General features: G+C 67.1%; 22 protein-coding genes. 11 read left to right on the top strand and 11 right to left on the bottom strand.

Translation table 11 applies throughout. The annotated features are described in order from the left end of the window. The first annotated feature begins 45 nt into the window (after positions 1-45). Positions 46-675 carry a TetR/AcrR family transcriptional regulator gene (locus tag NX780_RS01315; protein WP_258826066.1) on the top strand — a complete coding sequence of 210 codons (630 nt, stop codon included), beginning with the start codon at positions 46-48 and terminating at the stop codon, positions 673-675. Between the two features lie 194 nt (positions 676-869). On the opposite strand, the gene NX780_RS01310 is transcribed toward NX780_RS01315, so the two are convergent. Beyond that, positions 870-1,772, bottom strand: a complete 903-nt coding sequence (locus tag NX780_RS01310; RefSeq protein WP_258826065.1) for a LysR family transcriptional regulator — start codon at positions 1,770-1,772, stop codon at positions 870-872. Positions 1,773-1,876: 104 nt separating this feature from the next. Between NX780_RS01310 and NX780_RS01305 the strand changes: the two genes are divergently transcribed. After that, positions 1,877-3,097 carry an MFS transporter gene (locus NX780_RS01305; RefSeq protein WP_258826064.1) on the top strand — a complete coding sequence of 407 codons (1,221 nt, stop codon included), beginning with the start codon at positions 1,877-1,879 and terminating at the stop codon, positions 3,095-3,097. Here the strand turns inward: NX780_RS01305 and NX780_RS01300 are convergent. From NX780_RS01300 to NX780_RS01285, 4 genes are all read right to left on the bottom strand, one after another. Further along, positions 3,081-5,837: an Hsp70 family protein gene (locus NX780_RS01300; RefSeq protein ID WP_258826063.1), complete on the bottom strand. Its 2,757-nt coding sequence runs from the start codon at positions 5,835-5,837 to the stop codon at positions 3,081-3,083. The genes NX780_RS01305 and NX780_RS01300 overlap by 17 nt on opposite strands. After that, positions 5,834-7,672, bottom strand: coding sequence for an Hsp70 family protein (locus NX780_RS01295; RefSeq protein WP_258826062.1), 1,839 nt, complete (start codon positions 7,670-7,672; stop codon positions 5,834-5,836). Before NX780_RS01295 ends, NX780_RS01300 begins: the two co-directional genes overlap by 4 nt. Before the next feature lie 2 nt (positions 7,673-7,674). After that, a complete protein-coding gene (locus NX780_RS01290) occupies positions 7,675-8,256 on the bottom strand; it encodes a DUF2760 domain-containing protein (protein ID WP_258826061.1) in 582 nt (193 codons plus the stop codon). 219 nt (positions 8,257-8,475) lie between these two features. Beyond that, positions 8,476-9,993: a BCCT family transporter gene (locus NX780_RS01285; protein WP_258826060.1), complete on the bottom strand. Its 1,518-nt coding sequence runs from the start codon at positions 9,991-9,993 to the stop codon at positions 8,476-8,478. Positions 9,994-10,427: 434 nt separating this feature from the next. Here NX780_RS01285 and NX780_RS01280 point away from each other — a divergent pair, with 434 nt between their 5' ends. Both NX780_RS01280 and NX780_RS01275 read left to right on the top strand, forming a co-directional pair. Next, positions 10,428-10,625: a hypothetical protein gene (locus tag NX780_RS01280; RefSeq protein ID WP_258826059.1), complete on the top strand. Its 198-nt coding sequence runs from the start codon at positions 10,428-10,430 to the stop codon at positions 10,623-10,625. 131 nt (positions 10,626-10,756) lie between these two features. Beyond that, positions 10,757-11,143: a VOC family protein gene (locus tag NX780_RS01275; RefSeq protein ID WP_258826058.1), complete on the top strand. Its 387-nt coding sequence runs from the start codon at positions 10,757-10,759 to the stop codon at positions 11,141-11,143. A gap of 12 nt (positions 11,144-11,155) precedes the next feature. On the opposite strand, the gene NX780_RS01270 is transcribed toward NX780_RS01275, so the two are convergent. Both NX780_RS01270 and NX780_RS01265 read right to left on the bottom strand, forming a co-directional pair. After that, a complete protein-coding gene (locus tag NX780_RS01270; protein ID WP_258826057.1) occupies positions 11,156-12,055 on the bottom strand; it encodes a DUF2145 domain-containing protein in 900 nt (299 codons plus the stop codon). A 124-nt stretch (positions 12,056-12,179) separates the two neighbouring features. Then, positions 12,180-12,653 carry a hypothetical protein gene (locus NX780_RS01265; RefSeq protein WP_258826056.1) on the bottom strand — a complete coding sequence of 158 codons (474 nt, stop codon included), beginning with the start codon at positions 12,651-12,653 and terminating at the stop codon, positions 12,180-12,182. A gap of 141 nt (positions 12,654-12,794) precedes the next feature. Here NX780_RS01265 and NX780_RS01260 point away from each other — a divergent pair, with 141 nt between their 5' ends. From NX780_RS01260 to NX780_RS01250, 3 genes are all read left to right on the top strand, one after another. Then, positions 12,795-13,463: a class I SAM-dependent methyltransferase gene (locus tag NX780_RS01260; protein WP_258826055.1), complete on the top strand. Its 669-nt coding sequence runs from the start codon at positions 12,795-12,797 to the stop codon at positions 13,461-13,463. Positions 13,464-13,576: 113 nt separating this feature from the next. Beyond that, positions 13,577-14,689, top strand: coding sequence for an endonuclease/exonuclease/phosphatase family protein (locus tag NX780_RS01255; RefSeq protein WP_258826054.1), 1,113 nt, complete (start codon positions 13,577-13,579; stop codon positions 14,687-14,689). 16 nt (positions 14,690-14,705) lie between these two features. Further along, positions 14,706-15,203 carry a hypothetical protein gene (locus NX780_RS01250; protein WP_258826053.1) on the top strand — a complete coding sequence of 166 codons (498 nt, stop codon included), beginning with the start codon at positions 14,706-14,708 and terminating at the stop codon, positions 15,201-15,203. 126 nt (positions 15,204-15,329) lie between these two features. Here NX780_RS01250 and hepT read toward each other — a convergent pair whose 3' ends face one another. Further along, a complete protein-coding gene (gene hepT, locus NX780_RS01245) occupies positions 15,330-15,749 on the bottom strand; it encodes a type VII toxin-antitoxin system HepT family RNase toxin (RefSeq protein ID WP_258826052.1) in 420 nt (139 codons plus the stop codon). A gap of 19 nt (positions 15,750-15,768) precedes the next feature. Then, positions 15,769-17,007: a putative Na+/H+ antiporter gene (locus NX780_RS01240; RefSeq protein WP_258826051.1), complete on the bottom strand. Its 1,239-nt coding sequence runs from the start codon at positions 17,005-17,007 to the stop codon at positions 15,769-15,771. 229 nt (positions 17,008-17,236) lie between these two features. Between NX780_RS01240 and imuA the strand changes: the two genes are divergently transcribed. Then, complete coding sequence (gene imuA / locus NX780_RS01235; RefSeq protein WP_258826050.1) at positions 17,237-17,944, top strand: translesion DNA synthesis-associated protein ImuA; 708 nt, start codon at positions 17,237-17,239, stop codon at positions 17,942-17,944. Next, positions 17,874-19,394 carry a Y-family DNA polymerase gene (locus tag NX780_RS01230; RefSeq protein ID WP_258826049.1) on the top strand — a complete coding sequence of 507 codons (1,521 nt, stop codon included), beginning with the start codon at positions 17,874-17,876 and terminating at the stop codon, positions 19,392-19,394. Before imuA ends, NX780_RS01230 begins: the two co-directional genes overlap by 71 nt. Before the next feature lie 31 nt (positions 19,395-19,425). Here the strand turns inward: NX780_RS01230 and NX780_RS01225 are convergent, their stop codons facing one another. Further along, a complete protein-coding gene (locus NX780_RS01225) occupies positions 19,426-19,965 on the bottom strand; it encodes a hypothetical protein (RefSeq protein WP_258826048.1) in 540 nt (179 codons plus the stop codon). 122 nt (positions 19,966-20,087) lie between these two features. Between NX780_RS01225 and NX780_RS01220 the strand changes: the two genes are divergently transcribed. Continuing rightward, complete coding sequence (locus NX780_RS01220) at positions 20,088-21,476, top strand: GntP family permease (protein ID WP_258826047.1); 1,389 nt, start codon at positions 20,088-20,090, stop codon at positions 21,474-21,476. Positions 21,477-21,638: 162 nt separating this feature from the next. Continuing rightward, entirely contained in the window at positions 21,639-22,079 is a 441-nt protein-coding gene (locus NX780_RS01215) for a response regulator (protein ID WP_258826046.1), read from the top strand. 7 nt (positions 22,080-22,086) lie between these two features. Here the strand turns inward: NX780_RS01215 and NX780_RS01210 are convergent, their stop codons facing one another. After that, on the bottom strand, positions 22,087-22,797 hold the full coding sequence (locus NX780_RS01210) for a GNAT family N-acetyltransferase (RefSeq protein WP_258826045.1): 711 nt from the start codon (positions 22,795-22,797) through the stop codon (positions 22,087-22,089). Positions 22,798-23,136 lie beyond the last annotated feature (339 nt).

Raw genomic sequence — 23,136 nt, 5'->3', positions numbered from 1 at the left:
CCCGATTTTTCTTGTGGTTTCGCACAGGTGTGCTAAAGTGGGTGCATGGACACTACCGTCAAAAGCGCTACCGCCAAGAGCGAAGCCACCTACGCGACCATCCTCGCGGCCGCCTACGACATGGCCGGGGCCGAAGGGCTGGGCAAGGTGTCGCTGGGCGAACTGGCCAAGCGCACCGGCATCAGCAAGAGCGGCATCTTTTCCCGCGTCGGCTCGCTGGAAGCCCTGCAGTCGGCGGTGCTGGACGAATACGACCGGCGCTTTTCGGAGGAGGTGTTCCTGCCTTCGCTGGAGGTGCCGCGCGGCCTGCCGCGCCTGACGGTGCAGGTCGAGCTGTGGCTGAACAAGATCGGCAACGAGACGGCGCGCGGCGGCTGCCTGTATACGGCGGGCGCCTTCGAGTTCGACGACGTGCCGGGCCCGCTGCGCGACCGCATCGAGGAGGGCGTCAATCGCTGGCGCGCCTCGATGCGCAAGACGGTGCTGCAGGCGATGGAGCTCGGACACCTGCGGCCGGATACGGAACCCGGGCAGCTGGTGTTCGAGATCTACAGCCTGGCCATCGGGGTCATGCACGATGCGCGCTTCCTGCGGGCCGACGCCACACCGCGCAGGGCGCAGCGGGCCTTCAACCGGCTGATATCGACCTACAAGAGTTTCGGCGACCTGGATTAAGGAGTTGTTGGTGGACGGGCATGCCCGTCCCTTTTTTTGGATTGATTTCGCACAGGTGTGCGAAATCTTGTGTGCAAGGAGATTGTCATGTCTGCCCTTTGGTTGCTGTTACTCCCCGTTGCCGGTTTCGCCTGGCGTTTCGTCGCTTCCGTGATGCGCCTCTGCCCGGGCTGCAATGAAGATTTCGTGTTCTGCTAGCTCAGCCACGGCTGGCGGCGCAGGGCGTCGGCCAGGTAGCCCACCATCGATTCGATCTTGGCCGACACCGCGGAGTGGCGGTAGTACACCGCCTGGATCGGCCGGCTCGCCGGGATCGTCAGCTCGGGCAGCACCTCGACCAGGCGGCCCGCCTCCAGGTCGGCCCAGGTGTGGAAATCGGAGAAGCTGGCGATGCCCATGCCTTGCAGGGCGAGCTGGCACAGGGTTTCGCCGCTGGACGATTTCAGGGTCGGCTCGATCCGCACCCGCTTGCCGTCCGGGTCGCGCAGCGGCCAGACGTTCAGGCTATCCGGTTCGCTGAAGCCCAGCAGTTCGTGGCGTATCAGTTCCGCGATGGTCGTCGGCGTCCCGTGCGTTTGCAGGTAGCCGGGGCTGGCGACCAGGCGCAGGCGCGCATGGCCCAGCAGGCGGCTGTGCAGCGTCGAGTCCTTCAGTTCGCCGATCCGCACCGCCAGGTCCACGCGCCGTTCCAGCAGGTCGATGAAGCCTTCGTTGCTGCTGAGGGTGAGCGTGACGTTCGGGTGCAGGGCGCGGTACTCGGGTATCAGGGGCACCAGCACGTGCAGCATGAAGGGCGTCGCCGCATCGATGCGCAGCTGTCCCGACAGCTGGCCGCGCCGCTCCACCAGCCGGTCTTCGGCGGCCTGCACGGCGTTCAGGATGCCGCGCGCGTCAGGCACGAAGGCATTCCCCTCGTCGGTGAGGTCGAGCCTGCGCGTGGTCCGGCGCAGCAGGGGCGTCGCCAGCTTCTCTTCCAGCCGGCCCAATAGCCGGCTCACCGTCGATACCGGCTGGCCCAGGCGCTCGGCGGCCGCCGTCATCGACCCCGTGTCCACGATTGCCAGGAACACGACCAGTTCATCCAGCTCGATCTTCATTTTCTCGATTTTCTCAATTCTCGCAAAAGTATTTCTTGGATTGCCTACTTTATCCGAAAAATGATTGTCGAGATAATGCTCGGCCCGTTACATGAAAGCCGAGTATGCACGCATCATCTTCTTCAACCGATCTCTCTTCTCCTGCAAGCGCCGAGCGCGGCGCCGGGTTCGCGCTGCTGGCGCTGGCAGTCGGCGCCTTCGGCATCGGCACCACCGAATTCGGCCCCATGGGCATGCTGCCGACGATCGCCGGCGGTGTCGGCGTTTCCATTTCGGCGGCCGGCATGCTGGTGTCCGCCTACGCCATCGGCGTCATGGCGGGCGCGCCCGTCATGAGTCTGCTGCTGGCGCGCTGGCCGCGGCGCCGGGCCCTGATCGCCCTGATGGCCATCTTCGCCATTGGGAACATCCTGTCGGCGCTGGCGCCGCAGTACGCCAGCCTGATGGCGGCCCGCGTGGTCACCAGCCTGGCCCACGGGGCCTTCTTCGGTATCGGCTCGGTCGTGGCGGCGAGCGTGGTGCCGCGCGAGCGGCAGGCCAGTGCGGTGGCGATGATGTTCCTGGGCCTGACGATCGCGAACATCGGCGGCGTGCCGGCGGCGACCTGGCTCAGCGAGCACCTGGGCTGGCGCGAGTCTTTCGCTGCGATCGGGGTGCTGGGCGTGATCGCGATGGCCGCGCTGCTGATGTTCCTGCCGGCCGGGAGCAAAGGAGAGGCGCTGGAAGTGCGGCGCGAGCTGAAGGTGCTGGCGCGTCCGGTGGTGCTGCAGGCGCTGCTGACGACGGTGCTGTCCTCGGCCGCCATGTTCGCCCTCTACACCTACATCAATCCGGTGCTGCAGACCTTCACGCAGGCCTCCCCCGCATTCGTCACCATGATGCTGGCGCTGATCGGCATCGGTTTCACGGTGGGTAACACCATCGGCGGCAAGATGGCCGACCGCTCGGTCGACAAGACCATCCTGTTCTTCCTGGCTGTCGAAGCCGTGACCATGATCGCCTTCCCATGGCTCGCGGCGAGCGAAGCGGGCGCCGCCATCGGCCTGTTCGTCTGGTCCGCCGCGGCCTTTGCCCTGGTGCCGCCGGTTCAAATGCGGGTGATGCGCGCGGCGAGCGAAGCGCCGGGGATGGCGTCGTCGGTCAACATCGGCGCCTTCAATCTGGGGAATGCGATCGGCGCGGCGCTGGGCGCAGCGATCCTGAATGCGGGTCTCGCGTATCCGGCGGTGCTGTTCGGCGGCGCGGCCGTGAGCATTCTGGCCTTCCTGCTGGTGGCCTGGGCCGCGAACAGCAGGTCGGCAATGTCGCCTAGCGCAGCAGCTTGAGGCCCGGCGGCAGCGCGTCGCCCAGCATCCGCGTTTCCACCGCCTGGTCGAGTTCCACGACGTCGCGCACCATCGCGGGCCAGGCGGGTGGGGCGCCGCTCGCGGACAGCTTGCGCAGCACCTCCTCGCGCACCGCCTGTCCGATGTCGCGCGAACGGTCGCCCGTCATGCGGGCGATGTGGGCGGCGGCAAAGCCCGCAGGCTCGATCTTCTTCCAGTCGAGCGTGAGCAGCTGGCCCAGCCAGCTTTCCGCCGACGCAGCCGGCGCCACTTCATGCGCGGCGCCATGGAAGGACTGGCGTGCGCCCACGCGGCCCAGCGCCCACAGGTAGCGCGCGTAGCGCGCCGTTGCCCGGGCATCGATCTTCGGCCCGGTCGGCATGACCATGATCTGCTCGATCAGCCAGTCGCCGATCTCGGCCTTGTAGGCAGAGGGGATGCGTTCCAGCGAAGCACCCATGCGCAGCATGTCGTCCTCGCTGCCGTCGACCAGCGTCACCGGGCGGCGGCCGCGCTCGGATTCGTCGGCCTGCAGGTTGAAGGCGAAATCGTCCAGCAGGCGCAGCTGCGCTTCGGTGGACAGGCCCCCTGCGACGCGCCGCCACAGCGTCCACCACTCGGCGCGCACCTGGCTGTCCTTGTGGTACTGCGCACCCAGGTCGAACATGGCCCACAGCTGCTCGATGCGCCATTCGTCGAGCGGGTGGCCGAAGCCGGGGCGCAGGCAGTAGCCTGCCAGGTTCAGCCATACGCGTTCGTGTTCGGCCGAGCGGCGGCGTCCCTTGGCGCGTGCGAGCAGGGCGTCGAACAGGCGGCGCAGCAGCGGCGTGGTCCAGCGTTCGCGCCCGCCCAGCAGCTGTTCCAGCGTGGCGCGCAGCTGGCGCACCTCGCGCGGGTCGACCTGCTGCGAGCGGTTGCCGAAGATGCGATCGATGCGGGCGATGGCGTCGTCGAGCTCCATCGGCAGCACGGCATCTTCTTCAGACGCTTCTCCCTCGCCGCGCAGCTGGAACTCCAGGCGCCAGCGCTGTGATGCGTCGTCCTCGGCCACGCAGAAGACTTCCAGCGTGCCGACCTCCGACAGCAGCGTGGCCAGCTGCACCGGGATGTCGCTCGTGCGGGAGCTCCTCAGTACCGTGGAGATGGCGGGAAGGCGCACGATGCTTGCTACGGGCAGGTCGAACAGCTCGCCGGCCTGCGGCAGCTTGCCGTCCGGGTCGCCGGTGGACGAGACCAGGTGGAAGCGCACCGGCCGGCCCAGGCGCAGGGCGAAGCTGCGCTCCGTGAGGCGCACTTCCTCGCCGGCCGGCGCACCGCGCGGCAGCAGGCAGACCGCGCGCACCGTGTCGCCGGACTGCTCGGTATCGAGCACCAGGTAGTAGTTGCGCGCCGAACCGCTTTCGATGCCCGGCGCCTGGCCCGCGCGCGCCAGCGAATAGGCGACGCCGCCGCGCGCGACGGCCACGTCCGGATCGTCGTTGTGCAGCACCGTGACCGGCGCGCCGCGCCAGTTCGACAGCACGGTGGCGAGGCGCTCGGCCAGGGCCGCGCCGCGGAACACGCCGCCGTTGAGCAGCAGGGTGTCGGGCACGCCCTGCGCATGCTGGCGCAGGAAGGCGGCCAGGTGGCGCGTGATCGCGGCGTCGCTCGCATACGGCAGGCCGAATTCGACGATGCCGGCGCGGGCCCGTTTCGGGCTCTCCTGGGTTTCGTTCAGGGGGAAGAAGCCGTCCAGCACGATTCTATCGACGTCTTCGCGCGTGATGGTGGCCGAGCGGCTGGCGCCGATCAGGCGCGAGCCGGCGCCGAGCAGGGTGACGGTGACCTGTTCCGGCGCGTCTTGCGCCAGCAGCTGTTCCTTGGCGGCGCGGCAGCGCTCCATCAGCTGGGCCAGGCGGCTGGCGCTCAGGCGTTCCGGGTTCCCCAAACGCGATTCGGCCAGGTGGGCCAGCGCCAGGTCCATATTGTCGCCGCCGAGGATCAGGTGGTTGCCCACGCCGATGCGGGTGAGTTTCGGCTGGCCGTCCTCGCCCAACTCCACCTTGACCAGGCTGAAGTCGGTGGTGCCGCCGCCGACGTCGGCCACCAGCACCAGCTTCGTTTGCGCCAGGTCCTGGGCCAGGTTGGCGCGGTGGCGGTACAGCCAGTCGTAGAGGGCGGCTTGCGGTTCTTCGAGCAGGCGCAGCTCGGGCAGGCCTGCCATGCGCGCCGCCTCGAGCGTGAGCGCACGCGCACCTTCGTCGAAGGAAGCGGGAACGGTGAGGACGATCTGCTGCTTTGCCAGGGGCGCCTTGGGGAAGCGCTTGTCCCAGGCGGCACGCAGGTGGGCGAGATAGCTGGCGCTGGCCGCCACCGGCGAGACCTTGGCAACGTCGGCATCCTCGGCGCCCCACGGCAGGATCGGCGCCATGCGGTCCACGCCCGCGTGCGAGAGCCAGCTCTTGGCACTGGCCACCAGCCGGCCCGGCGTCTGCGCGCCAAGCACGCGCGCCAGGCGTCCGACGGCGACACGTTCCACGCCGGCCGGATCATCGAACGTCCACGGCAGCTGAAGCTCTCCGGCCGCGAGCTCGCCCTCGGCCGGGTGGTAGCGCATCGAGGGCAGCAGTGGCGAACCGGCGACTTCGCCGGGCGCGACCAGCTGCTCGATGGATAACAGCTCGACCTGCGCCTTGTTCTGCGCAACATAGGCGAGCACCGTATTGGTGGTGCCCAGGTCGATGCTGACGAGGTACTTCACTGCTGGCGGACGTCGAACTCGATCTTCCAGCGCTGGCCTTCACGCGAGACGGCGGCCAGTTCCAGCGTGCCCGCATCCGTTGCGAGCGCATGCAGCCTGACCTGCACCACGTCGCCCGCCACACGGCCTTCCGCCGGCAGGGTGGCCTGGATCTCGCCCAGCTCCTGCAGTTCTTCCGGACCCCAGAAGTCGAGCACCTCGCCGATACGGTCCTGGCGGCGCGTGGTCGAGCCGAAGAAGCGGAAGTTGACCGGCTCGCCGACCACCAGGCCGAACTCCTGGCCCGGCAGCTCGAGTTCGCTGCCTTCCTCCATGCCGAAGGGCGCCACGCACAAGGCTTCGATCGGCGGCTCCATGCCCGGAATCGCCGGCATCGACGACTCCACGCCCACGTAGTAGGAACGGGCCGTGCCGCCGCGAATGCGCACGCCGCCGCCACGGCGGGCATAGCTGAAGTAGGCCGCGCCGCGTGCCACTGCCAGGTCCAGGTCGGCGCCTTCCAGCATGCGCGCCGGTTCCGCGCCTTCCATATAGAGCCAGTCGTTGATGGTGTCCATCACGCGCCGGGCCAGGATGTCGGACTTGAACACGCCGCCGTTGAACAGCACGGCACTTGGGTGCAGGAAGCTGTGGTCCGCGTTCACGGCACCACTAAAACCTTCCAGTTCCGCGGTGGCGCCGGCCTGGCGCGCCAGGAAGGCGGCCAGGTGCTTCGTGATTGCGGCGTCCTGCGCATAGGGAAGGCCGACCTGGGTCAGGCCGGCGCGGGTGCGCACGGCAGGACGTGCGGCGGCTTCGACGCGCGGGAAGAAGCCGTCGGTAATGAAGGCCGTGACTTCATCGCGCGTGAGTTCGGTGCGGATCGAACCGCCGATGAGCTTCGAGCCGCGGCTCGGCACCACGATCGGCCAGACGGTCGCGTTGGCGTCGGCCAGCAGGTGTTCCTTGGCGCTGCGGCAGCCGTAGGTGAGGGCGCGCATCTGCCAGGCGTCGAGCTGGGTGCCGTTCGCCTGCAGCTTGCGGGCCACGAAGTGGGCCAGCGCCAGGTCCATATTGTCGCCGCCCAGCAGGATGTGGTCGCCCACGGCCACGCGGTGCGGTTCGAGCTTGCCGTCGCGCTCGAGGATGGCGATCAGGGAAAAGTCGCTGGTGCCGCCGCCCACGTCCACGACCAGCACGATGTCGCCGGCCTTGACCTGCTTGCGCCAGGAGCCTTTGCTACCCTGGATCCAGCTGTACAGGGCGGCCTGCGGTTCTTCCAGCAGGGTGGGCTGGAAGCCGGCATTGCGCGCCGCGTCAAGCGTCAGTTCGCGCGCGCCCGGATCGAACGATGCCGGAATCGTGACGGTGACTTGTTGTTGATCGAAGGGCGCGTCCGGATGCGCCGCATTCCAGGCCTGGCGCAGGTGGGCCAGGTAGCGGGTCGACGCTTCGAGCGGCGAGACGCGCGCGACCTCTTCCGGCGCATCGTGCGGCAGGATGGCGGCGCGGCGGTCCACGCTCGGGTGGCTCAGCCAGCTCTTGGCCGAGGACACCAGGCGGATCGGGGTGGTGGCGCCGCGGCTGCGCGCCATTTCGCCGGCCACGAAGCCTTCGCCGTCCGCATTCCAGGGCAGGCCGAGCTCTCCCGGCGCCAGTTCGTCCGGGTGCGGCAGGTAGAGGAAGGAGGGCAGCAGCGGCAGCGCTTCCACCGTACCCGGCGCGGTCAGCTGCGGAACGCCCAAGACGCCGTCGACGGTCTTCTCGCCGTCGCTGGCCTGCAGGTCGACATAGGACAGGGCGCTGTGCGTCGTGCCCAGGTCGATGCCGATGGCGTAACGTGCATTGTCAGGCATGCTCACAGTTCCACCTCCGCCGGCGCCAGCACGCGCGCGTCGTGCTTCTCGGCCAGTTGCGGCAGCTCGACCTTGGTCGCGCGCCAGCCGCGGTGCGACAGCGTGCCCTTGAACGGGGCCTGGCCGACGACGTTGCCGGTCAGGCGCACGCTGGCGGCGTCGAAACCTTCTTCCAGCGTGAGGCGCGAACCTTCGGCTTCACTGCGCACCGGCTCGATGATGAAGTGCTCGCGCAGCACGCGTGCGCAGCCTTCGTGCACGACGCGGGCGGCGGCGCCGATGTCGGCGTCGGAATAGGCGGCCAGGTTTTCCTGGGTGAAGTCGATCAGGCGCGCCTCACGCTGGAACAGGCTCAGCAGTTGCAGGGCCGATTCGGCGGTCGGGGCGCGCAGCACCGGGGCCGGCGCGGGCGCCGGTGCAGGCGCCGGGGCAGGTGCGGGCGCCGAAGGTGGTGCCACAACGGGGCCGACACCGTCATCGCGCACGCGCGCGGCAAATTCCGCGTCACCGAGCGACTTGAAGAAGGCGCCGAAGGCGATCGAAAGCCGGCTAAAGAAGCCGGGCAGCTGGTTTGGTGTGTTCATTCTTGATGTTCTGTAGGGTAAGGGACCAGGCGCACTGTCGGACAGCGTCCGGGGCCAGGGTCCGGAAAACGCGCATGATACCAGTTCAGCCACATGGGAGGCACGCGCGTCCATTGCCGTTTGTAGGGCGGTCGGCTTTGCCGACTGCGCGTTTAAACGGTGTTTGCGTAACCACTGCGCATGTGGGAGTTGGACGCGCGCACGGCAAAGCCGTGCACCCTACCGCGATGCCATCTCGCGCATCTTGCGCCGGATTTCGCGCTCCCGCCGCGCTTCCGCCAGCCACTCCTCGCGCAGCGCGCGCCACAGCGCGATCACCATCAGCACGATCACCAGCGCGAAGGGCAGGGCGAACAGGATGGTGGCGGTCTGCACCGCGTCGATGCCGCCGGCCAGCAGCAGGCTGATGGCGATGCCGGCGATCAGGGCGCCCCAGATCAGCTTGGTGCGGGTCGGCGGATTCGGATCGCCGTTGCGGCTCATCATGCCCAGCACCAGCACGGCCGAATCGCCCGAGGTCACGAAGAAGACCACCACCAGCAGGGTCGCCACCACCGACATGATGTTCCCGAAGGGCATGGCGTCGAACATCGCGAACAGCGCGGTGGCCACGTCGGCCTTGACCGCTTCGGACAGCGGCACGTGCTGCCAGATTTCCATGTGGAGCGCGGTGCCGCCGAAGATCGAGAACCAGACGAAGGCCGCGAGCGAGGGGGCGAGCACGGTGCCGACGATGAATTCGCGGATGGTGCGCCCGCGCGAGACGCGCGCGATGAACAGGCCGACGAAGGGCGACCACGCGATCCACCAGGCCCAGTAGAAGATGGTCCAGTTGGCGACCCAGCTGCTGTCGCGGAAGGGCGTCGAGCGCAGGCTCATGCGGACGAATTCGCTGGCATAGCTGCCGAGGGTATTGGTCAGGGTGTCGATGATGGCCACCGTGGGGCCGATCAGGAACACGGCCAGGGCGAGCAGCGCGGCCACGCGGATGTTCAGGTTGGACAGGAACTGGATGCCCTTGTCGACGCCGCTGACGGCCGAACCGATGAACATGGCGGCGGTCACGAGGATGATCGCGACCTGCGAGGCGGGGCCGATCTCGAGCCCGAACACGGCGTTCAGCCCGCTGTTGATCTGCAACGCGCCGACGCCGAGCGAGGCGGCGACGCCGAAGGCGGTGGCCACCACGGCCAGGCCGTTGAACAGTCCCGACATGGCGCGCACCGGGCGCCAGGGCAGGGAATCGGTGACGGTGCTGATCAGGGAGTTGCCGCCGCGCCGGTACTGGAAGAAGGCGATTGCCAGGGCGACCACGCTATAGACGGCCCAGGGGTGGATGCCCCAATGGAAAAAGACGTAGCGCATGGCGGCGTTGGCGGCCTCGGGCGTGCCCGCGGTGATGCCCGGCGGCGCGGTGACGTAGTGCGATACCGGCTCGGCCACGCCCCAGAACACCAGGCCGATGCCCATGCCGGCGGCGAACAGCATGGCGAACCAGCTGCTCATGCTGAACTCGGGCTCCTCGTCCTCTCCGCCCAGGCGCAATTGCCCGTAGCGGCTGAAGGCGACGTAGGCGGCGAACAGCACCAGGCCGAGCACGACCCAGAGGTAGAACCAGCCGAAGTTGCGGGTGAGGGAGGCGAGCAGGGTGGTGAACACGCTCGCCATATTGCTTGGTGCGATGATGCCCCATAGGACGATCAGGAAGATGAAGCCCGCAGAGCAGAGCATTTGCATGGTGCCTCCTTGTCAGTGCATGCGGCGCCGTCCGGCGGGGCGCGGCAAAGCGCGCGGCCAGGACCGGAATGGCGGGGTTGGCGGCACGCCGGATCCCGCGTTGCGGGCATGTCCCGGTATCGGTCGGGCAGGCGTGCGTGGTCTGGATGCGCCCATGGATGGGCGAGTGGAATTGCGGGCTGGCAAAGGCCAGCTGAGCCGTAATTGTAGCGGAAACAACATATTTGCACAAATGCAGCTGTGGTGTCTGCGCAGCACGCGCTGCTGTCCTGGTAGTTGGCCGGGATGCCTTGGCTCTCTCGTTCCATAGGGAAACGAAAGCTCGTTGGCCAAGTTAATGGTTTGGTGAATGGCGATCATCATGGATCGCAATTTGATTTCTATCTGGAAGCGACCATACTGGAGGTATCCAAAAATTTTCCTGAGAGAACATCATGTCCACTTCCCTGCCGGTTTCCGCCAACGTTGCCAGTGTCGCCTTCGGTTTCATCGCACGCCTGTTCGGGACAAAGCCGGCGGCGCGCAGCACCGAAGGGGCGGACCTCCGGACCCTCTACAGCCTGAGCCGCGGCCGCGACTCCGTGTCCCCCGCCGTGCTGCGCGAGCTGGACAAGCACGCCGCCGCCGCTTAAGCCGCGTTCGCCTGCGCCACGACGACGCCCTGCCTCGCGCAGGGCGTTTGTTTTTCCGGCAAAGGATGCTTGCGCCCGCGGCTGCGGCGGTTATGCTTACACGGGAAGCTGACAATCTTGTGAAGGCGACGATGCTGGCACATGCGGATGCGATTGCAACGGTGGGCGTGCGCGATATCGAGGCGGCGCGCGAGTTCTACGGCAATGTATTGGGCTTGCAGGAAGGCGAGCCCGGCGACTGCCCTCAGCCCGATGTCCTGATCTTCAGGAGCGGCAACACCTGGGTCCAGGTCTACCGTTCCGACTATGCGGGGACCAACCAGGCCACCGCCATCACTTGGGACGTGGGCGAGCGCATCGTGGAAATCGTCGACGGCCTGAAGGCCAAGGGCGCCACCTTCGAGCGTTACGACGTCCCGGGCATGCGCCTGGAGGGCGAGCTGTACGTGACGGAAGGGTTCAAGGTGACGTGGCTGAAAGACCCGGACAGAAACATCCTGAGCATCAACGGCAAATAGAAACAGGCGCCTTCAGGGCGCCATGGGGATGACCTCGTCGCCCGGCCCCGGCTCGCAGGCGGCGCCCAGCGGCTCCCAGCCGCGCCGCACGACGATGCGGCCATTGGCGTGGCAGAGCTCGACCCGCCTGGTCTGCGGCGCCTGCTTGTGGACGAAGGCTTCGATCGAGGCCGGCACGCTCACGTGCAGGGCCAGCGCGTGGGCATCCTCGAGGGGATGGTCGTTCAGGTGCACCAGGGGCACGAACTGGCCGGCGAACATCAGCCAGTGCGAGGGAATCCTGACGGGGCCTGCCGTGTAGCCCTGTTCGCGCAGCCACTGCTGTGCGTGCTCTCGCGCATGTTCGCCCGTATCCAGCCGGCCCCAGGCGCTGGCAATCAGCTCCGCCACCCAGCCGTTGCAGTTCTGGTAGCGGGTGCCGAAGGCATAGGCGTTGGCGCTGTACTTCCCGGCCAGCAGGGACAGGGCCAGGCGCTTGTCGAGCGCAGCTTGTTCCAGCGGGGCGGCCGCTTCTTCGGGCGGGAACAGCAGGGCGATGTGGCCGCGTGAAGGGGCATCGGCGCCGAGCGCGAAGCCGGAGATGCCCTGGTCGAAGAGCTGGGGACGCGATTCCTCGCAGGCGTAGTAGAGCTGGCGCACGGCCCAGGGGCCGCCGGGATTGTCGCGCAGGGCGATGCCGGCGTGGGAATAGAGCAGGCCGAAGCGGCTCAGGTCGAGCCCGGCGCGGGCGATCACGGCGACGCGCGATCCGGAACGATGCAATTCGTCCTTGACGGCGCCGGCGAAGCGCAGCACGCGGTCCTGCTCGGCGGCCGAGATGTCGGTCGAGCGTTCGCAGAAGGTGGGCAGGCCTGCCCATGCGCCCGCGCTCGCCGTCAGGAGCAGCGCGGCGAGCGCGGAGCGGAGGAACATTAGGGAACCCCGCAAAACCGTCGCGAGCGGCAGCACTGTCGGTCGAGAAGCGCAGCTGTACGAATAGTACAGCGAGCATCGCAGACCGACAGTGCAACGCGCAGTAGGTTTGGCGGGGTTTCCATTAGATGGTGACTTTGCGGGAACCGAGTTCGCGGTACCAGTCGTCCTGCAGGGCCAGGAAGAAGGAGCGCTTGGTGTCGGCGTGGGCGAACTCGTAGCCATAGGCGCGTTCGTTCACCTGCACCAGCTCGCCGGTGGCGACAGGGCGCGCGGCCAGGGCGCGGTTCGGCACGTCGAGGTGGAACTCGCGGGTGGCACCTGGAGCGGTGGCGCGCAACGTCATGCGGGTGGCGTCCGGCTTGGTGGGCGCCTGGGCCACGTTGATCACACGGTATTCACCCGCGGCCACGCGCTTTTCTTCACCGGAATTGCTGGAGCTGCCGAAGGAATCGGAAATGCTGTCGGAGATGCTGGCCGAGGAGGCCGAGCCCGCGCTGGAGGCCGAGGAGGTGAAGCTGTCGGCCTGGACCGGGGCGGTGACGGCGGCTGCGAAGGCGGCGAGGCCAAGCGCGCGCAGGATGGTGCTGAAATTCATGGTGCTCTTTCTTGCTTGTTCTGGACAGGGACTATGGTACAAGGCGGAGCAACGGTTGAGAAGCGGCTGGCTGTGGGATTTGTGTAAGTTCCTGTAATAAGAACGAGCCGGGCATAATGGAGGAACTTACTCGGAGTTCCCATGTCTGCACACACCGACGCCGCCGTCCTCGCTTCCTGGTCCCGCAATGCCGATCCCTGGGTGACGGCCGTACGCGAGAATGAAATCGCCTCGCGCGTGCTGGTCACCAATGCCGCCATTGTCGATGCGGTGCGCGCCCGGCATCCGCGCACGGCGCTCGACCTCGGCTGCGGCGAAGGCTGGCTGGTGCGTGCGCTGCCGGAAGTGCGCATGGTCGGGGTCGATGCCGTTCCCGAACTGGTGGAGGCGGCCCGGCGGGCCGGCGGCGGCGAGTTCCGCCGGCTGTCCTATGAGCAGATCGCGGCCGGCGAGCTCGATCTCGCGGTGGACCTGGCCGTGTGTAATTTCTCCCTCATCGGCAAGGAGGCCGTCGACGGCCTGTTCCGTGCCGCGCCGACTTATCTGCGCAAGGGCGGGACCCTGGTCGTGCAGACGGTGCACCCTCTGGCGTCCTGTGGCGACGCCCCCTATGAGGATGGCTGGCGCAGCGGAAGCTGGGCCGGCTTCAACAGCGGTTTCGCCGACGCGCCGCCGTGGTATTTCCGAACGGTATCAAGCTGGCTCGCCCTGTTCACGGCCCACGGCCTGCGCCTGGTGGAGATGCGCGAGCCGCTGCATCCGGAGATCGGCAAACCGGTGTCCCTGATCCTGGTCGGCAGCCTGGGCTGAGGCGCCCCGGGCGTGTTCGCGGCGCGTTGTGCACGCTAGCGCACAGACTGTCGCGTTGGGACGGCGCATGCTTCTGACATTGCATTCTGTTATGAGTATTCGCCGACACTGCCATGTTTCCCACTTTCGAGATCCTGGTTGCCCTGATCGTGTGCGCGACGCTTCTGCCGCTGTCGCGCTGTACGAAATGGTGGATCCGCGACCTGGATTTCCCGCGTTTGCAGCTGGCCATCCTGTCGCTGGTCGTGCTGGTGGCGCAATGCATCCTGCTCGACTGGAGCGACAGCCTTTTTCACCTGCTGGCCCTGGTGAATGCCGCCTGCCTGGCCTACCAGGCCTGGTGGATCATCCCCTATACGAAACCGTTTCCGAACGAGGTCAAGATGTCGGTGGGTGCCGCGCCCGACCGCCAGATCCGCATCCTGACGGCGAATGTCTACACGCCGAACCGCAACACGGACGGCCTGATCGCCCTGATCCGCGAGCACCAGCCCCACATCTTCGTGACCCTGGAAACGGATTCCTGGTGGCAGGAGCGGCTGGACGTGCTCGACCCTGACTATCCGTATTCAATCAAGTGCCCGCTCGACAATCTGTACGGCATGCACGTGTATTCGCGCCTGCCGCTGGAGGACAGCGAGATCCAGTTCCTGGTGGAGGACGACATCCCTTCCATGCATACCCTCGTGACACTGAAATCCGGCCACAAGGTGCGCATGCACTTCCTGCACCCGACGCCACCCAGCCCGACCGAGCACGAGGAATCGACCCAGCGCGACGCCGAGCTGCTGGTGGTGGCGAAGAGCGTGGCGGGGCTCGACACCCCGGTCATCGTCGCCGGCGACCTGAACGACGTGGCGTGGTCGACCACCACCCGGCTGTTCCGCAAGATTTCCGGCCTGCTCGACCCGCGTATCGGGCGCGGCATGTTCAATACCTTCCACGCCGACTTCTGGTTCGCGCGCTGGCCGCTGGACCACCTGTTCCACAGCCAGCATTTCACGCTGTCCTTCATCCGGCGTCTGCCGTCCTTCGGCTCCGACCACTTCCCGATGCTGGTCGAGCTCACTTACGACCGCGCCAACGGCATGGAGCAGGAGGGCCTGGAGGCCGACGAGGAAGACCATCAACTGGCGGACGAGAAGATCGCGGCCGAGCCGGTGGAAGTCGACGATGTGCACGAGCCCGAGCCCCAGGGTGTCCCGGCAAGAGGAATCTCAACCTGAATAGGAGTAGGAATCAATGAATATGCGCAGCCTGCTGTCTTCCGTCCTGATCGGCGCCGTCGCCAGCGCGCGGTCCATGACGCCCATGGCCACCATCGCGACGGCGCGCCTTGCGCACCGCAAGACGCCGGGAGAACTGTTCCTGCTGGACCGTCCCTTGTTCAAGTACGGCGCCCTGGCCATGGGCCTCGGTGAACTGGCCGGCGACAAGATGAAGACGGCGCCCGACCGCACGGTCTTCATGGGCCTGCTGGCGCGCGTGATGAGCGCCGGGATCGCGGGCGCCGCCCTGGCCCCGCGCGGGAAGGAGAAGGCGGGCGCGGCCGTTGCGATCGCGACCGCCGTCCCGCTGGCCTACCTGACGCTGGCCGGCCGCAAGCAGGCGATGGCGAAGATCGGCCAGACCAAGAGCGGCCTGATCGAAGACGCGCTGGTGGTCGCGGCGGGCAGTGCGATCGTGGCATTGTCGACGCAGCCGAAGCCCAATATGCCTGTACAGATGTCGTACCGATAACCCGTAGGGTGGACGGCTCTGCCGTCCGCGCGTTCAACTCACGAATGCATTGTGGCGACACTATTTTTAGTTGAACGCGCGGACGTTCGTACTTCAGGCCACTAGCCTGAAGTACGAACGTCCGCCCTACGATTGGGTCCCCGCGCCGGCGACCAGCGCCTGCGCATACACCCCGAAATCATCCAGCCCGCGCTTGATGATGGTCACCAGCGCCGGCAATGGCGCCTCCTGGTAATCCCATTCCGCGCGGCAGAATTCGCCCGTGCGCTTGAGGTCTTCGGCCAAGGTCGCGTCGATCCAGCCGTGCTCGGCCAGCAGGGTGATGACTTCGCGCTCGTCATGCGGCAGGCCGAGCCTGGCGTTGCCGATCACGTAGTCACCCATCTCGATGGCCGCTTCCCACGCGCGGATGACGTTGAGGGTGGCCGCATCCTGGCGTGTGACGTCGCTCACGAACGTGGTCGGGTCCTTCTCGTATTCTTCGCGGGCGCGCCGGCAGCAGCGTTCGATGGTGCCGGCCTTGCTTACCAGGATGTCGTCGTCCATTGCGTTTCCCTTTCAGGTCTTACAGGAGGAACAGCGCCGCCGCCACGCAGGTCGGGGCCAGCGCGCCCAGGAACAGTCCGCCCATGCCGATCGAGCCTTCATCGAAACCGTCGCGCAGCAGGGCGGCGCCGGCCGGATTCGGGGCGTTGGCGATCACGGTCAGGCCGCCGCCGCCGACCGCGCCGGCCACCAGCATGTACTTGGCATGGTCGGACAGCCCCTCGATCAGCGAACCGAGGTAGGTCAGGGCCGCATTATCGGTGATTGCCGTGAGGGCCAGCGCGCCGAAGAACAGGGCGGTCGGCTCCAGGCTCGAGACCAGGGGCTGCAGCCACCATTGCTGCATCCCGCCCAGCACCACCAGGCCGGCCAGGAAGAAGCCCACCAGCAGGCCTTCCTTCAGGATCAGGGGCGACTGGTGTTTCGGGTAGGCCTGGGTATAGCCGAGGAAGAGCAGGAACAGGCCAATGAACAGCACCGGATGGTGGGCCAGCAGCACCACGCCCGCGAGCAGGGCCAGGTGCACGCTCGACACCACCCAGGGCATCCTGACGTCTTCGACCACCGCGCGGGGCGCCAGGTGGCGGCGCAGCAGCAGGGTGATGACGGTCGCGTTGAAGCACACCGCCACCGCGGCGCGCCAGCCGAAGGTGGAGGCCATGAAAGCACTGTCCCAGCCCCAGGTGCCGGCCACCATCAGCACCGGCGGCGCGGCATAGGAGGTGAGGGTGCCGCCGATCGAGACGTTGACGAACAGGACGCCGAGCGCGCCGTACTTCATCCATTCGGGAATGCCGGGCCGGAATACCTGGGGCGCCAGCATCAGGGCCGCCAGCGTCATCGCGGCCGGCTCGGTGATCAGGGAACCCGCCAGCGGCACCAGGGCCAGGCCGAGCCAGCACAGCGCCACCTCGGTGCGCACCGGGGCGAATCGCGCCAGCAGGGCGAGCAGGTCGCGCACGGCGTCCAGCACCGGGCGCGAGGCGGCGATCACCATCACCACGAAGACGAACAGCGGTTCGGTATAGTGCCGCGATTCGACGTAGCCGATCGCGTTCCCGCTCCCGGCCAGCAGGGCCATGGCGAGCACCAGCACGAAGGCCCAGAAACCGAACACGACTTCGACTTCACCCAGCAGGTGGAAGAGGCCGGCATGGCGAGGGTGGCGCTGGGCCAGGGAGTGAAACAGCTTGGTGGAAAAGGTATGGACGAGGGCGATGGCGAACAGGATGGCGCCGACGAGCTGGATCGTGGTCACGGATGCACTCCGTGGCGTGCGGGAGACAGATTGGTCATTGTCTTGCTGCTAATGAAGAAGCCAACATTATTCCACGTTTTCCGCGCCAGGCCTGACTTTCAGGAGGATGCGGCACCTTTAGCTTCTGTCAATACCAATCGGTAACTGGTATAGCCTGTTTGAATACACCTTGCCAAATCCGGGCTCAGCGAGTACTGTATGTTTATACAGTATATTTTGCCAACACCCTATGATTTGCTCATCCATTTCCACTGCGCCGGAGACATTGCATCCTGCGCTCTGGCGGGCATCGCAGCTGGCGCGGGGCAGCACGCGCTGCGTCGATACCGGGCATGCGCCGCTCTCGTCCCAGCTGCCCGGCGGCGGCTGGCCGGTCGGCACCCTCGTCGAACTGCTGCAGCAGCAGCCCGGCATCGGCGAGATGCGCCTGCTGCGCCCGGCCCTGCAGGCCTGCGCCGAGCGCCGCATCGTCCTGCTGCAGCCGCCGCATCCGCCGCAAGCCCTGGCGCTGGCCGCGCTGGGCCTGCCGCCCTCGCAACTGCTATGGCTGCGTACGCAACGCAGCGCCGACGCCCTGTGGGCGGCCGAACAGGTGCTGCGTAGCGGCAGTTGCGGCGCCTTGCTGTTCTGGGCCAACCATGTGCGCGGCGAAAGCCTGCGCCGCCTGCACCTGGCGGCCCAGCATGGCGAAACCCTGTTCTTCATGCTGCGCCCGCTGGCCGCGGCGCAAGACGCTTCACCCGCGCCGCTGCGCCTGGCGCTGCGCCCGGCGGCCGGCGGCATGAGCATCGACTTCGTCAAACGCCGGGGACCGCAGCGCGACGCGCCGCTGTTCCTGCCCCTTACTCCTTCTTTATTGCAACGACATGCGTTTGTGGATCGGCCTGTCCCTGTCCCAGCTGCCGCTCGAGGTCTTCAGCCCCAACTGGTGCAGTGACCCCGGCAGCGTGGTGCTGGAGCAGGAGCGCGTGCTGGCCCTCTCGCCGGCGGCGCGCGCGGCCGGCATCGGGCGCGGCATGCGGCGCGGCGGCGTCCTGATGCTCCTGCCCGAGGCGCGCCTGTACGAGCGCGACCCGGCGCGCGAGGCCGAGGCCCTGGACGCGGTGGCGCTGGCGATGCTGCAGTACACGCCCCAGGTGGCCTTGGCCGAGGAGGCGACGCTGTTGATGGACATCGGCGCCAGCCTGCGCCTGTTCGGCGGCATCCGGGCCCTGTGTGCACGAGTTCGCGCCAGCCTGCGCGCGCTCGGCTTCACCGCCGCGGTCAGCTGTGCGCCCACGGCGCGCGCGGCCTGGTTGCTGGCGCGTTACGGCGGGCAGCACGGCGGGCGTGGCGGGGCGTACGGCCGTGTGCCGGGACGTTCCCTGCGCATGGCCTCGCTCGAACGCCGGCTCGACCGCCTGCCGGTGGCGCTGCTGCCGCCGGCGCGGCTGTACGCGGCCTGGTTCGAAGGCCTGGGCTGCGAGCGCCTGGGCGAGCTGCGCCGCTTGCCGCGTCCCGGACTGCAGCGCCGCTGCGGACGCGAGCTGCTCGACATGCTCGACGCCGCCTACGGCCTGTGCCCGGAACTGTTCGACTGGGTGGCGCCGCCCGAGAGCTTCCGGGCCCGGCTCGAACTGTTCGACCGCATCGAGCAGGCCGACCTGCTCCTGGCCGGCGCCGGGCACCTGGTGCTGCAGCTGGTCGGCTGGCTGTGCGCGCGCCAATTCGCGGTCGAGCGCATCACCCTGCTGATGGAGCACGAACGGGGGAGGGTGGCGATGCCGCCCACGCCGCTCGAGATCGCCCTGGCCGAGCCCACCTGGCGCGACGAGCACCTGATGCGCCTGCTGAAGGAACGCCTGGCCAAGCAGGAATTACCCGCACCCGTGATCGGGCTGGCGCTGGAAGCGCTGCAGGTGCGGGCCATGGCGCCGCCCACGGAGTCGCTGTTTCCCGAACCCGGCGGCACGGAAGAAGATCGCATGCGCATGCTCGAGCTGCTGGTGGCGCGCCTGGGGCCGGAAAACGTGCTGCAGGCGCTGCCGCAGGCCGACTATCGGCCCGAGGTCGCCAACGAATGGGTGCCGGTGCAGCAGAAGGTGCGGCCCTCCGAGCGCGCAGCGCGCCTGCCGCCGGATGTGGCCAGCCTGCCGCGCCCGAGCTGGCTGCTGGCCAAGCCGATCGCACTCCTGATGCGCAACCACCGGCCTTTCTATGGTTCGCCGCTCAAGGTCGCCTCGACACCCGAGCGCATCGAGGCGGGCTGGTGGAGCGAGACGCAGACGCGCGACTATTTCATCGCGGAAGGGCAGGACCATACGCTGTACTGGATCTACCGCGAACGCATCGTCGGGTCCGGCGCGGATGCCGAGCCGCGCTGGTATTTGCATGGTCTGTTCGGATAGCGGGGGCGTACTTTCAGGCAATACAGCTATATCAGGCCTGGACGACAGTGATGCGTGCGAAGCTCAGGTTGTCGAACACCCGGATGCGGCCTTTGAGCGGCCACCAGTCGTACAGGAAGATCTGTACCGGCCGCCACATTGCGACCCACCCGATGATGGTCAGGCTTTCGCGGATGATCGACCTGGCGGGCCCCGTCATGACGGTCACCGCAAGCTCGGCGAGCAGCAGGCAGGCGCATACAAATGCCAGGCCGATCGCCAGACTGGTGCGGCCCTGGCGCAGCAGTTGGCGCAGTTCGGAACGCACCAGTTCGGTCTTGTAGCCGTAATAATTATGGATCGCCTCCGACAGCAGTTCGCTGGTTTGCTCCGCGGAATCGAGCCGTTCCACGCGTATACTCAGGTGCAGGCGGCTCTCGTGAGGCAGGGCCAGCGCCCAGCTTTCGATATAGGCTTCGCAGGTCCGGTCGAGGTCCTTGTTGAGGAAGGGCGAGGGATCGAGTGAATTGAAAAGCTGTCCCGCTTCGCGCACGTGCAATTCGAGGGTATGGATGGGATGTCCGGCATGCATGCGGCAAGGGTAGCGCAGTCGGCCGGTGTACGCCAGTGTCCCTCGTCTCGGCCGTGCTGCCGCCAGGGATGGATATACTTGCGTTCACTCATCCGCCGCCAATCTTGCAAGGAGCATCGCACATGGAAGTCCTGGTCGTCCTCTCTGCCCTGGCGCTACTGATGCTGGCCGCCTACCGCGGCTACAGCGTCATCCTGTTCGCCCCGGTCTGCGCCATGCTTGGCGTGCTCGTGACCGATCCCGCATCCGTGCCGGCCATGTTCAGCGGCGTCTTCATGGAAAAGCTGGTCGCTTTCGTCAAGCTGTATTTTCCCGTATTCGTGCTGGGAGCGGTATTCGGCAAGCTGATCGAGCTGTCGGGGTTCTCCCAAGCAATTGTCAAAGCCGTTATCCAGGCAGTGGGACGCCAGCGGGCCATTCTTTCCATCGTCCTCGTATGCGCGGTGCTCACCTACGGTGGCGTCTCCCTGTTCGTGGTCGTCTTCGCGGTCTATCCATTTGCGGCTGAAATGTTCCGGCAAGGCGATATTCCCAAACGGCTGATACCGGCCACCATCGCCCTCGGCGCATTTACCTTCACCATGGCCGCCATGCCGGGCTCGCCCCAGATCCAGAACATCATCCCAACGACCTTCTTTGCGACCAGCACCTGGGCCGCACCCTTCCTCGGATTGGCCGGTTCGGTCTTCATTGTCGCGGTGGGGGTGCTCTACCTGGAGTCCCGCCGTCGCCAGGCCGCGCGCAAGGGCGAGGGATACGGGGAGGGGCACCGCAACGAGCCTGAAACGTTTCCGGACCTGAGCTTGCCCCATCCGCTGCTCGCCATCTCCCCCCTTGTCGTCGTCGGCGTGCTGAACGCATTGTTTACCCACCTGATCCCGCTGTATTTCGGCAGCACGGTCACGCTCGAGCCGGGCGGTCAGCCATTGGTCGTGGAAGTCACGCCCATGGTCGCGATCTGGGCGGTGGAAGGCGCGCTGCTCGCCGGTATCGCCTGGATCCTGCTGTTTGCCTTCCGCTCCGTCGCGTCACGTTTCGCCGAAGGCTCCAGCAGCGCAGTGGCGGGCGCCCTGCTTGCATCGCTGAACACGGCATCCGAATACGGCTTTGGCGCGGTGATCGCCGCCTTGCCAGGTTTCTCGAGCATTACCGCCGCCCTCGAACGCGTGCCGAATCCTTTGATCAACGAAGCGGTGAGTGTGAGTGTTCTCGCAGGCATCACCGGTTCCGCTTCCGGAGGCATGAGCATCGCGTTGGCAGCGCTGTCCGATACGTTCATCGCCGCCGCCAGGGAAGCACATATTCCAATGGAAGTGCTGCACCGTGTGGCATCGATGGCCAGCGGCGGCATGGATACCCTGCCGCACAACGGTGCGGTCATTACCCTGCTTGCTGTGACGGGGCTGACGCACCGGCAATCCTACCGGGATATCTTCATGGTGACGGTCCTGGTCGCCACCTCGGCCGTACTGCTGGTGATCGCCCTGTATTACATGTTCGGCATCGTTTAGCAGGGAGAATGCCCGCCACTCGTTCTGCGCCGCATCTCGCGTCCGCGGCGTTAACCGGGCGCTTCGATTACCCATCTTGTCTGATACTATGCCCATCCGCCGCATGCGCAGTCATGCGCGGACAGCCAGCAATTCCACGACGGAGGACAAGTGTTTGGAGCAATGCATAGCCGCATGTTTGTGGGCAAGGGGCAGCCGCCCCTGGGGCCCCGCGGCGCCCCCGTGTCCAGGCAGGATGCGGAGGGGGAGGTAGGCCGCGTTCGCAAGGTGCTGGTCGTCGACGACGAGCCCGACGTCGCAGACATGGCCGAAGTCCTGCTGGCGGCCCATGGACTGGAAGCCATCGTCGCCTATTCGGCCGCCGATGCCCTGCGCATGCTGGCCGCCCATCCCGACATCGACGCCGTGGTCAGCGATGTCATGATGCCCGGCATGAACGGCCTCGAACTGGCCGAGCAGATCGACGAGCAATATCCTAAAGTAAAGGTCGTACTGGCATCGGGCTATATGGCGCCAGACATGACCCGGGGGCAGCCGCTCAAGCGCCTCTTCCTCGCCAAGCCCTACCGCATCGAGCAGCTGCTCCAGCTCCTGCGCACCTGAATCCGCCTTAGCCGGCCCGCATCACCCGCGTCAGGTGCAACTGATTACGCACCACATAGCCCAGCGATTCGTACAGCGCGATCGCACCACGGTTGCTGGGATAGACGTGCAGGAAAGGCAGGCGGCCGCCAGCCGCAATGCGCCGGGTCCGCTCCGCCAGCAGGTGGCGCGCATAGGCCTTTCCCCGGTACGCCGGATGCACGCAGACGGCGCTCACCTCGATCGCACCATCCGGGCGCATCCGCTCTCCCGTCATCGCGGCCAGCTCCCCGCCTTCGCGGATGCCGATGAATTCGCCGAGTTGATGGGTACGCGCGGCAAACGGTCCCGGATTGGTCAGCCCGGCAAGCACGCGCATCGCTTCCACATCCGCTTCGCCCAGTACCGCGAAGGGCAGGGACGAGGCCGGCAACTCGCGCGTGGCCGCCATCTGCAGCACCGGCTCGAGCGGCGTCGAGACCAGCCCCGCGTCCGCCGGCGCCGCGGCCGGGCCCGGCGTCACCAGCATGGCCGCCTCGCCCGGTAGCAGCAACTCCGCCAGCGCCATCCAGGCAGGCGGATCCTCGCTCGCCAGCGCGGCGAAGGGCCCGATGTCGCGCGGGTAGCGCTGCGCCAGCGGTCCGCCGAGGGCGAGATGGCGATGGCCGCCGTTCAGGGACGACCAGACCGGCCGGTCCAGTGCCGCATGCAGGGAAGGGGAGAGGTCGAACGGGTTCATGCTGTCCAGGCAAAATGGTTGAGCAGGAGTCCTCCGATGATACCGCGCCTGAGAAAGTCCGCGCTAGTCGCCGACCTTGCCGCAACCCCGGTGTCAGGTCTGACATTTAGACACGGTCTCAACCATAGGCCCGGCTGCCAATGACGAGGCCGTGTCCGATTGTCAGACCTGACACCAAGGGGTGACACCAAGGGGGAAAGCCCGCGCTAGTCGCCGACCTTGCCGCGCAGCGCCTTGATGCGGCCGCTTCGCGCCTTGGCGTCCAGGCGCCGCAGCTGGGAGCCGCGGGTCGGGCGGGTGGGGCGGCGCGCAACCCCGGTGTCAGGTCTGACATTTAGA

Source organism: Massilia agri (assembly GCF_024753255.1).
Taxonomy (GTDB): domain Bacteria; phylum Pseudomonadota; class Gammaproteobacteria; order Burkholderiales; family Burkholderiaceae_D; genus Telluria; species Telluria agri.
Note: the sequence above shows the minus strand (reverse complement) of the source record. Positions and strands in the feature narration are given on the sequence as shown.